This is a genomic window from Acinetobacter sp. 18QD2AZ41W (genome assembly GCF_009829025.1).
Taxonomy (GTDB): domain Bacteria; phylum Pseudomonadota; class Gammaproteobacteria; order Pseudomonadales; family Moraxellaceae; genus Acinetobacter; species Acinetobacter pseudolwoffii.
Genome location: NZ_WURP01000022.1, coordinates 1 through 10,325, shown reverse-complemented (window position 1 = coordinate 10,325; position 10,325 = coordinate 1). Strand labels below are relative to the sequence as shown.

General features: G+C 34.0%; 13 protein-coding genes. 8 read left to right on the top strand and 5 right to left on the bottom strand.

The genetic code is table 11. The features are described from left to right. Positions 1 to 113 precede the first annotated feature (113 nt). The 4 genes from GVV58_RS15495 to GVV58_RS14500 form a co-directional block, all read right to left on the bottom strand. On the bottom strand, positions 114 to 257 hold the full coding sequence (locus tag GVV58_RS15495; RefSeq protein ID WP_171502653.1) for a hypothetical protein: 144 nt from the start codon (positions 255 to 257) through the stop codon (positions 114 to 116). 19 nt (positions 258 to 276) lie between these two features. Next, positions 277 to 852, bottom strand: coding sequence for a plasmid replication DNA-binding protein (locus tag GVV58_RS14510; protein WP_159516828.1), 576 nt, complete (start codon positions 850 to 852; stop codon positions 277 to 279). Continuing rightward, on the bottom strand, positions 845 to 1,795 hold the full coding sequence (gene repM, locus GVV58_RS14505; RefSeq protein ID WP_159516827.1) for a replication initiation protein RepM: 951 nt from the start codon (positions 1,793 to 1,795) through the stop codon (positions 845 to 847). Before repM ends, GVV58_RS14510 begins: the two co-directional genes overlap by 8 nt. A gap of 593 nt (positions 1,796 to 2,388) precedes the next feature. After that, positions 2,389 to 2,724: a hypothetical protein gene (locus tag GVV58_RS14500; protein ID WP_159516826.1), complete on the bottom strand. Its 336-nt coding sequence runs from the start codon at positions 2,722 to 2,724 to the stop codon at positions 2,389 to 2,391. Positions 2,725 to 3,040: 316 nt separating this feature from the next. Here GVV58_RS14500 and GVV58_RS14495 point away from each other — a divergent pair, with 316 nt between their 5' ends. From GVV58_RS14495 to GVV58_RS14485, 3 genes are all read left to right on the top strand, one after another. After that, a complete protein-coding gene (locus tag GVV58_RS14495; protein ID WP_005166870.1) occupies positions 3,041 to 3,409 on the top strand; it encodes a hypothetical protein in 369 nt (122 codons plus the stop codon). Between the two features lie 523 nt (positions 3,410 to 3,932). Further along, positions 3,933 to 5,384, top strand: coding sequence for a DNA sulfur modification protein DndB (locus GVV58_RS14490; RefSeq protein ID WP_252721279.1), 1,452 nt, complete (start codon positions 3,933 to 3,935; stop codon positions 5,382 to 5,384). A gap of 83 nt (positions 5,385 to 5,467) precedes the next feature. Then, complete coding sequence (locus GVV58_RS14485) at positions 5,468 to 5,977, top strand: hypothetical protein (protein WP_159516825.1); 510 nt, start codon at positions 5,468 to 5,470, stop codon at positions 5,975 to 5,977. A gap of 161 nt (positions 5,978 to 6,138) precedes the next feature. Here the strand turns inward: GVV58_RS14485 and GVV58_RS14480 are convergent, their stop codons facing one another. Beyond that, complete coding sequence (locus GVV58_RS14480; protein WP_159516824.1) at positions 6,139 to 6,363, bottom strand: hypothetical protein; 225 nt, start codon at positions 6,361 to 6,363, stop codon at positions 6,139 to 6,141. A gap of 250 nt (positions 6,364 to 6,613) precedes the next feature. Here GVV58_RS14480 and GVV58_RS14475 point away from each other — a divergent pair, with 250 nt between their 5' ends. The 5 genes from GVV58_RS14475 (at position 6,614) to GVV58_RS14455 (ending at position 10,092) form a co-directional block, all read left to right on the top strand. After that, complete coding sequence (locus GVV58_RS14475; protein ID WP_067765721.1) at positions 6,614 to 6,934, top strand: type II toxin-antitoxin system RelE/ParE family toxin; 321 nt, start codon at positions 6,614 to 6,616, stop codon at positions 6,932 to 6,934. Continuing rightward, positions 6,927 to 7,199 carry a NadS family protein gene (nadS, locus tag GVV58_RS14470; protein ID WP_004641921.1) on the top strand — a complete coding sequence of 91 codons (273 nt, stop codon included), beginning with the start codon at positions 6,927 to 6,929 and terminating at the stop codon, positions 7,197 to 7,199. The genes GVV58_RS14475 and nadS overlap by 8 nt, the downstream gene beginning before the upstream one ends. Positions 7,200 to 7,815: 616 nt before the next feature. After that, complete coding sequence (locus GVV58_RS14465; RefSeq protein WP_159516823.1) at positions 7,816 to 8,829, top strand: hypothetical protein; 1,014 nt, start codon at positions 7,816 to 7,818, stop codon at positions 8,827 to 8,829. Next, entirely contained in the window at positions 8,829 to 9,416 is a 588-nt protein-coding gene (locus tag GVV58_RS14460; protein ID WP_159516822.1) for a hypothetical protein, read from the top strand. Before GVV58_RS14465 ends, GVV58_RS14460 begins: the two co-directional genes overlap by 1 nt. A gap of 472 nt (positions 9,417 to 9,888) precedes the next feature. Next, the gene (locus tag GVV58_RS14455) at positions 9,889 to 10,092 is read left to right on the top strand and encodes a hypothetical protein (RefSeq protein ID WP_057979931.1); all 204 of its coding nucleotides are present in this window, start codon (positions 9,889 to 9,891) and stop codon (positions 10,090 to 10,092) included. Positions 10,093 to 10,325 lie beyond the last annotated feature (233 nt).

Here is a 10,325-nt window from a genome sequence, read left to right as displayed (position 1 = left end):
ATAGAAGAATTACTGCCACATCGCTGGAAATCCAACTCAAATTAAAAAAATAGGCATGGGGTTCAGCGGACGCTTACCAATGTTCCACGGCTTTGATAAGCCCACGTGAATAATCAGGAAGCCTGTTCTTTTTCTTTTTGGCGTTCATTCCGCTCTTTCTTGAGTGTCTTTTTATCCTGGTACGATGCAATCAGCATGATCGGGATCAGTAGTGGCGCGACTACAATACCCAGGGCGATGTCTTTCAGTTTCGGCATGATCTTTCTCCCTTATTTCTCAATCATTATCAAATACGGCATTCAGCACCCGGCCAAATAAGCCACGTTTTTTGTGTTGTGGCACTGCCACATTTTGCAACGTGGCATGCTGTAGCGTTTGGGTGTGGTATGCTGTAGTTTCTTGTTGTGGCACTGCCACATTTTCTACAATATTTAATTCATTATTCTTTTTATTATCATTGTCTTGTTGTGTTGTCGCATGCTGTGGCATATCGGTGTCGCATGCCGTAGCATCTTGTTGTGGCACTGCCGTGGCGGGTGCAACAGTTTTTAGCTCAATAAGCGTCTGCATACGGTCGATTTGCTGCATTAAACGCTCTTCACGTTCTTGGTATTTTTTGACTTCGTTTTCTAAATGAATAATGAGTTTTTTTGTAGATTCATCACTATCTGATGTAGAAGATTCAATTTGTTGAGATGTTTGCTCAGGCTCCCCAAAGCATCGGATGACCTCTGCTAGATCGAATTGTCCATCACTAGAGCGTGATAAACGCCCATTACGTACAGCTCTGTAAATGGTTGACCTATCAATATGAAATTTTTTAGATACTTCACTTAGCGATAACTTAGCCATTTACTGTGTCCTTTTTATTTGATGGCATGTATCCCACTTTTTTTAGGTATGGGGCTAGTTCTTTGATTTTTTCAGAGTCTTGTAGCATCTCAGCAATACGAACAGCAAATTGAGGATAGCTTTCAGTTCCTTGTGAATAGCGACCCATTTCAGGGAGTTCTGAAAGTTTGTTTGCAAACATATGCCGTTGAGCATCGGTCATCTTTGAAAAAAGCTCCAAAGTATTCGGATCTCTTTCTATTGATGGGCTATCCTTCTTCTTCTGTTTAAAGGTAAAAGAAAATCCTGAAATAGAACGTCCTCTTTTATGCTGTTCATATTTTACAGTTATATCCGTATGCTCATTTATTTGTTTAATTGAAAGCTCTAAAACACGCTCTTTTAAATGAGCCATCCGTAAATATTCATTATCAAGAACGCCTAATTTCTTTCTAAATTCTTGTAGTTCTATGGTTGGGGTTTTACCAGCGCTTCGCCACTGAATTAGAAGCTCATATAAGCGAATGGCATAAGCGCTACTAAGACTACTAACTTGCTGTAATTCATATTTAGTAAATTGTTCTTCCAGTCTGGTTATGAAGGGAACAACAGCAGGTGCAAATATTAAGTCTACAGTTGCTTCATTGTCGTTATAAGCAATTTGAGATACCCAACGACTCATAACATTTCGGATATTCCCATTAGCTTTTTTCTCTTGATAACTAAATTGACGCGCGAATAAATCCTTACAAGCATCTTTTAAGGCTTGATAAGCTGTATTACGGTGCACACCAAATTGATTGATATAACTATCTGCATGAACTTCTAATGGATCATTTGCATTAATCCCTTTCCCACTTTCCCTTGCTTCAACAATAGCCAATAAAATTAAACGTTGTTCTACTAAGTCTAAGTTATAGCTTGCGTTGATTAAGGCATTGTCTTTTACAACTAAATCTCTCATAACCACTATTTTTTTATTGTGTATAAGTACACGTTAATATTATTTGTGTACTAATGCAAGGTAAACGTAGACATATTGCAAGGTAAACGTGGACATATTGCAAGGTAAACGTGGACATATTGCAAGGTAAACGTGGACATATAAGAGCTAAAACCCTTTATTCATAAGGCTTTCAAGCCATCTAAAAGCATTTAAAAACTTTAAAATAATTAAAAGCACAGGGAAGGAAAAATTGCCCTTGGTTTTCGCTACGCTCAAACTCTATTGAATCTCGCTTTCGCTCGATTCGTTGGGGCAATTTTGGCTCAATCCTGAAAATGATTTAAATATTGATAAGAGCAAAGTCAAAATAATAAGAACAAATGGATTCGCTTCGCTCATAGAGCTTTTTTTGCTCGCTTCGCTCGATCCAGGATCTAATTTATATATGTAATTAAAAGTTTTTAGATTCGAATATTTAAAAAATTGTTTTTCAGAGAGTCTAAGCGCGAATTTCAGCGATTTCACTCGTAGACACTCGTTCTGTACCTTTCACTGTGAATTTGAGCTTAAATCGCAAACAAGCAGCATTTAGAGCTATATTTAAAGAGGACTCAGATTAATTCCTTATCATTTGTTCCATGATCAAATTTAAATTTCTCAGGTCGCTTCTGTAGATTTTCAAGATTTCTTTGAGCATTCGTTATTTTTTGGCTAGAACTAGGATCAGTATCCAGGTTCACTGATTTTTCTATTTTATTTGAATGTGACTTTTTTTCACTGATTCCCATTTTACTCAAATTTCGTAAAACTGAACTATAAGAAATATTGTTCGCTAGCTCAGGCAAATCAGCGTGGATTTCCTTAATTGTATAACCAGCTTCTAGCCGTTTTTCTATTTCAGGTAATACAGAGATGATGAATTTTTTAGCGCCATGTCTGGTGACCATAATGACTTCCTCTTTCTTTGATTTACGCAATTATGTGCAACTATGTGCAATTAAAAGCTTTTATAAGATTTTATATGAAATTATCTACAACTATAAGCTTTTAAATGGTTTTTATTCATTTTGATGTGCAATTATATGCAATTATATGCATTTATGTGCAATTGAAATTTCAGTGATATTGGCAAGATGTGTAATGTTGACCAACATGCAAGCATGATTGGCCCACCATTACGCCCACTTATTCGCTTTCAGCTCAACGTGGCATCTTGTCCTGCGGAGCTTTTGGCATAGCCAAAATGTACTGGAAATCAAAAAAATGACTGAACAAAAAAAGCCGAAACGGATACGCCAAAAAGTAATTCAAGTTGTGGTAACTGAAGCTGAGAAAAAGCAAATTGAAGAAAATGCTGCTCAGGGAAATTTATCAGCTTCTCAATATTTGCGTGATCTAGGATTGGGTTATCAACCTAAAAGTCTGACTGATATAAAAACAATCCAGGAAATTCGCAGCCTAAAATCAGATATGAATAAAGTGGGTGGGCTACTGAAAAACTTAATGAATGGAGAGCTGACTGATCCGAAAGAGATCCGATCTAAAGTAAATGGGCTGCTGCTGGATTTTTCCAAGAACCAAAATTCCATTGATCTATTTATTTCTAAAGTCAGATCCGCGATCAAGTTTTAAAAAAGTGTAAAGTGTGTCCCCTTGTATAGGGGCGTTAGCCAGCAGTCCCTTCAGAGCTGTATTCAAGTAGCCAATCTAAAAAAAGTGTATAGGTGTGATGCCTTGTATAGTGGCCTTAGCCAGCCGTTCCTTCAGAGCTGTATTCAAGTAGCCAATCTAAAAAAGTGTAAGGTGTGTGACCTTGTATAGTGGTGGTAGGAACCATTTCATCTAAAAGATTTCATATAGATTTCTAAAAAGTTATAAGTTTAAGTTATTAGATAATAATTAAAATATTTCTTCCATATCTCTATGTTTTTTAATTAAAAATAAAAGCTGACTTAATTTTAAGTCAGCTTTTTTAGTGCATGATTTTCCATCCTCAAAAAAACAAATTAACTATCCAGGATTTTATTTTATTAATCCAGGATTTTTATAATAATTGACCCTGGTTTATATTTAGTTGAATATAAATAAATCCAGGCATTGATTTTTTTTAAATCCAGGGTATTATTAAAAAAATACAGACTTACAAGGAAAAAACATGTTTGATGACAATTTGCCAAAACCTTTAACTGCAGGATCTCTAGATGATTTACTAGTTGCCAGCAACGGTATTGAACAAGATTACAATGTGTTTATTGGACATAATTTGGGAGAGCGTGTTTTTCTCTTACAAGTGCCGATGAAAGAATTTTTTAAAATTTCAGAAGTAGCTAATGAACAATTTAGAGAGGGGGTGGAGGTTTCTCAGCGTAAATTAGATCAGTCTCATGCTCAAAAATTAGCTGTATATATTTTAAAAGGCTTAATTTCTTCTGCTATTAATTTCAGAGAGTTACAAAAACAACCACCTATTCCAGCTTTGAATAAAATCCAGGAAGAATTAGGAAGACAGCCATATTTATCATTACAGCCGTTAGTAGCTAATATTCGTGGTATTGGCCATCGCGGTGGATTATTAAGAGCTGAGCGTGTTATTTCCAAAGATGACCTTTCCACAGCTTGTTTTAAAGTTTATTTGGCGCAAAACAACATTTTATGGGTAGTTGATGGTCAACACCGAAGAGAAGGTATGCGTATCGCCTTTGATTTTTTAGATAATCTCCTTCGTCATCATGCTTATCCAAAGAAAAAGGGCATTTATGCACCTTTAGATGGTCATATTGAATTGACGCCTGAAGAGCTACAAGCATGGCAGATTGTCTCTGAGAGTAGTCGTACTTTTGCATCAGTATCTGTAGAGATTCATTTAGGGCTGAATATTGATGAAGAACGTCAACTATTCCATGACTTGAATAATCTAGGTAAAAAAGTAGATAAAAACTTAGCATTAAAATTTGATAGTTCGAACCCAATTAATTTATTTATTAAAGAACAAATTATTGAGCAACTTGATATTAAAGTCTCAGAAGTTGAGCAAAAGGATTGGTCTAAAGATGATGGAAGTATCCTCCTCAAGGATATGTCGGCTATTAATGCAATTTTATTTTTGAATAAAACCAATATTTCTACCGCAACTCCTGATGTCAAAGATAAGTTTCTAGTAGCTAAGCAATTTTGGGAGAGTATTAAATCAATTGATGGGTTTGGAGAAGATAAGGGTAAAGAAAAAACAGTTGCTATGCAGCCAGTAGTTTTAAAAGCTTTAGCTAAACTTGTTTATGATTTTAAGTTTGGTAGAAAATTATCTGAAAAATCAGAATCTTACTATCATATTTTATTGGAAGGAATTAGTACGTTGGACTTCTCTCATTCTAATAAAATTTGGCAATATTATGAAATGTCGGAAAATGAAAGAAAGAGCTTATTCCCTGGTGCTGAACGTTATTTGCCGGGTGAGGAAAGTGGTAACCGTGATTTAGGTTCGTTAAATGCTGGGTTGATGCGTTTTGGTGCTAAGCATAATGATATATATCCCGTCATTGGTGACATGATCAGATATCAACTTCAGTTGCCAAGTCGCCACTCTCCTATAAATAGCGATTTGTTTTAACCAAAATAAAGAAAGGAGCTTAAGCTCCTTTCTTTATTAAATTTAAATATCTTTAAATTAGAGAAAATATCTTGTTTAACTTTTTGAATGAAATAGAAAAAAAAGAAGCTAAAGTAGCAATATTAGAACTTTTAAAAATTGCAATTTTTATCGGCTTTATACCTAGTTTTATTGCTCTCTTGGTTGATCTCGGCTTATTTAATAGCGTAACTGAAAGTAAAGAACTTAAAAGTTTTGATGCTTTAATGGGAACTCTTATTCCTAATAATAGTATATATATGAATTTAATAGCTTTTTATACTATATTTCATATGGTTTTAACTTATATATTAGGGATTTGTGTTCATTTGAAAAGAAAAATTTCTCCTAAATTTTTAGCCCTTTGTGAGTTCTTTAGCCCTATTGCTGAGGTTTTATATCAATTACTCGCTGTAATTTCAGGAGTCTTTTTCACAATAGGATTGCTATTTCTATTTTCAACAGAGCCTTCGACATCACTTGTTTTCTTTATAATCTTTTTATTCCTTATGGTTCTATCTATTAGTGCATTAACAATAAATAGAACTATCACTCATCACTATAGAAATTTATAGAATGAGATTGATAAATTTTAGTCTAATTAGAAAAGTGTAAGGTGTGTGACCTTGTATAGTGGCGTTAGCCTGAATTTCGAATAAGAGATTTTATGTTAAACGAGTGATGAAAAGGCTCATGAATTGTGCCTTTCATATAACATCTATTATTTAATTTTAAATTATGAATGTTGAATATCGAATACCGTACCTAATCGAGCTGATATTTTTTCAATAGTAGACTCCAATACTTCAGAGGTTAGATCTAATTTAATTTCTTCTGGATAAAGATTTAATAATTCCTTAATAGAGGGTCGCTGATTTAAAGGTAGACAATCAATTAAGGCCATCAAAAATTTAGGATCAAAAGATCTTGTTGATTTAGCCTTTAGAACTAAACGAGGCATTCTATATATTTATTCTAATAATGTACTTAATGTAAATTATATCAATTAATTAAATATACTATAAATGACTTTTTGTATCAAAAAATTGAATATTTATTTACCTTTTGGTTGTAATTTCTATTACCTAAAAATCAAAATTGAAGCTAATCACGTAAGATAATTTCGGTTATGAGAAATGAGAGCTACCTTTTCTCGTTTTTTTATTCTAAAACTGCTAAAATTCTTATACGCCATTGACGTACTTGAGCTCATGTTATTCATTGAAACCAGTGTTTTTACCAAGCAAATTAAAGAGCTTGTAAGTGATGAAGAGTATCGTCAGCTCCAGCAAGATCTTTTGGTACAACCTGATAAAGGTGACTTAATCAAGAATGGTGGTGGAATTCGTAAAGTACGCTGTACTCAAGGCAATAAAGGTAAAAGCGGCGGCATCCGGGTGATCTATTATTGGGTCACAGAAGATGATCAGATATTTTTCCTGGTGGCTTATCCAAAGTCTGTGAAAGATAATCTGACAGACAAAGAAACATCGATCCTGCGTCAATTAGTAAAGGAGCAATTTCATGGATAACAACTTATTTGATGACCTGGTTGCTTCAATCAAAGAAGCTGGTGCCATCAAACGTAATGAGATAAAGGCCAGTCGAGTCACAGAGCTTGAATTGCCAGATATTAAAGAAGTACGTGAGAAAACTGGATTAACGCAAGCAGAGTTTGCTGCACGTTTGCATATTAGCGCGAGAACGCTACAGAACTGGGAACAAGGCCGACGCTATCCGACTGGTCCTGCAGCGACTTTAATTCGCATTCTGGATGCCCATCCAACTTTGATCTAAATATTTTAGATAATAAAAAACCCCAGCATCCTGCCGGGGTTTTTTATCGTTGCTGATTGTGCTGTTGTACCCTCTGGTCCATGTGCAATAACTTATAATTTTTGTTTTATGTTATGGAACATCCTGTTCCTGATGACTTGATCATAGGAAAATTCCAGTATGCCGCATAGCAGCAAAGGGCCGAGATTTATGTGCGCCAAAGCGTACAAAATAGCCTAAATTTTATCCACAGCAATTGGGGATAGTTTCGCAACCTAGAGCCGCATGAAATGGGCACTGATCCCAAGATTGATCATTTCTTAATCAATTTTCTTGGCAAAATGTTACAGATCCGCTTAAAAACTCACCAACTTATTACAAAAGCCGATTTTCGGATGTTTTGTGATCAGGGTTAAAATTTTAAGTCATTGATATTTATATTAATATACAAGTGTACTTCGTATAATCGCTATTATGTTAAATAGGCATCAATTGATGGATTATGTATGTCTAGAATTGTAGTAGCAAGTTAGCCTAGTTGCCCTGATAAGACCGCAAAATTGAAGCACTATATTTATATCTTTCCTTATCTAAAAAACATTATAATTTTCACAAACTTAATCTTTATAGTAAAACTATGGCTACGATTCACAAAAATTTAGAAATGGTAAATTTTGTATGTAAATTCGGTAATTTTGATTTGCTAGATTTATTTAACGAAGTTGTATATCCAGCTTTTTTTGATGAATCTCATAAAAGAAATTATAGAGGTAGCCACTATTATTTTAGAAATGTTGAACTTTTAGATCTAGGAGAAGATCCTTTAGGAGATAAAAGACTTTTAGCTATAACAGGTCGTTTTATAAAAAATACTGAGTTATCTAGAGAGCAGTTTGAAAATGAAGATGGTGAATTAGTTAGAGACATGCAAGGCATGCCTACTGCTCCATCCGCTATTTTTGTTTTAATGCTGAATAGTCATAGATTGCTATACGTAGCAGAAACAAAATTTGCACCAAACCTAAATACATTTAAAGCTACTGTTATTTCATTCTTGAAGTCAGAGCAATCTAAGTTTTTGAAAACATTAGATAAAGAGGCTAAAGCAACATTTAAGGTTAACTATGAGTCTCCAGAAATCACCATAACACCTCTTAGTACAGAGAAAAGTGTATTTGACCACCTTAAACAATATGAAAAAATTAAAAGAGTTAAAATTACATTAAATGACCGTAACTCCGAATTCGATGCTAGTAAGATGTTTGATGCTTTACATAAAGCATCAAATCAAATGAATTCCACAACTTCTGTTGAGTTTAAAAACTTTAAAGATGGATTAGATAAACAAGAAACTCCTAAGGAAATTGCGGCAGCCCTTAAGCAAGATAATCAGGTCGTCAGAGTTGAGGGTATTACTACTGATGGTGAAACATTAACTTTAAGTAATGATGATTTTAAGTTGCATAAAAAAATTAATTTAGTGCAGGATAATGTTAAAAAAACGATATCTAACATGGTTTCGGCATTTAAAAATCTTGTTAAAAGTGGAGATATCACCGTTAAAAAAACAGACGTAAAAACCCAAAATATTTTAGATGGTATTGATGGAAAAAGTATTTCTACTATGAAAAATACAGAAGAAAGTAGCTAATGGATTTTTTAAACGAAAGAAACCTCTGGCAGATTTATCTCAAATCTAGAGTGATCCCTACTAGTAAGATAAACAAGTGGGGTACTTTTGCCATTACATTGATTTCTTTTATTAATGGCGCTTTTCTTTCTAATCAAGAACTGTATGAAGTTATCAAAACAACTTCAGGATCTCTATTTGGGGTTCTGATAACTACTTTAGGCTTCTTAGTTGCTGGTTATACAATATTCTGTACAGTACTCCCTGTAGATCTACAGAAACAAATGATGATTGCGATAGATGAAGATACAAATCTATCTTATTTAAAAAAGTTTCATTTCCTGTTTTTACGAGTTTTTTTCTACTTTGTAGTCTTTAGTGGGTTCTTATTTTTAGTTAATTTTTTCCAAGGAAGCTCAGGATTGATTTTCCATTTTATTGAAAATCCATGCTTCTTTTTTTCCCTGAATTTAGTTGGTTATACTTTGATTAGCGGATTTACGGTATTTCTTTTATTTGAATTAATGTCATTTATATTTAATATTTTTGAATCGGTACGTTCTGCTCTAAATTGGGAAAAAATTAAAGAGAAAAACAAAACACCTTAAATTTTTCTAAAATTAACATAATACACGTTATACGAAGTTAAAAAATTGAGACTATAGCCTTAATTTTTATGTATTTTTTAAAATAAAAAAGCCCAACATCCTGTTGGGCTTTTTCATATGGGGTAGTGTAAGGTATAACTCCTGTCGTACCTATCTTCCATGTTGTAGAACTTATCATTATTGTTTTTTGTTCCGGAACTTCCTGTTCCTGATGTACTCAGAATAGGTTAAACCTGGAGGATCTCATAGAGGAAATATGCCCCAAAACTTGTAGGCTTAGGCTCACAGATCCATTTCGTAGAATCGCCATTATGTTAAGTGAACAATAATTTCGTCGAATATTCAGGCTCTCAATTCTGCAAAACTTGCAGAATCTTGTCTAATTTGTAATCCTTGCGGCCAAGGGTGTCTAGCTAAGCTAAGGCAGGTGTTTGTTGTAGTCGGGCCGCTATAACGGATGACGAGTGCCTGTATGTTTAACCTAAATATCTTTAATAGGATCTCTAGCGAAGTATTGACCATCAAAAATGATCTAGAGCTGAATTCTGAGAATCAACTGATAACTAAATATAAGACTTCTACTTCTGAAGATTATAAAAAAGCAATTATTTTGATTTTTAAAGAACGTGGCTATACCAGGTTAGAAATAGGTCAGTTACTTGAAGGCCAACTGTAAAGACTTCCTAAAATTAACATAATACACCTTATACGAAATGCTCTAAATTATTTCTTATAATTCATAATCTTATGTCAATGTAAAAAGCCCAAGTATGCGTACTTGGGCTTTTTTGTCGATTCTTCACGTTCCACGCTTACTTAATGATCAATGTTCGTAAGCGTCCGCTGAACACACCTTATGAATTCATCCTATAAGCCTTAATTTAGTCCCCACTTAAAAACAAGTGGGGA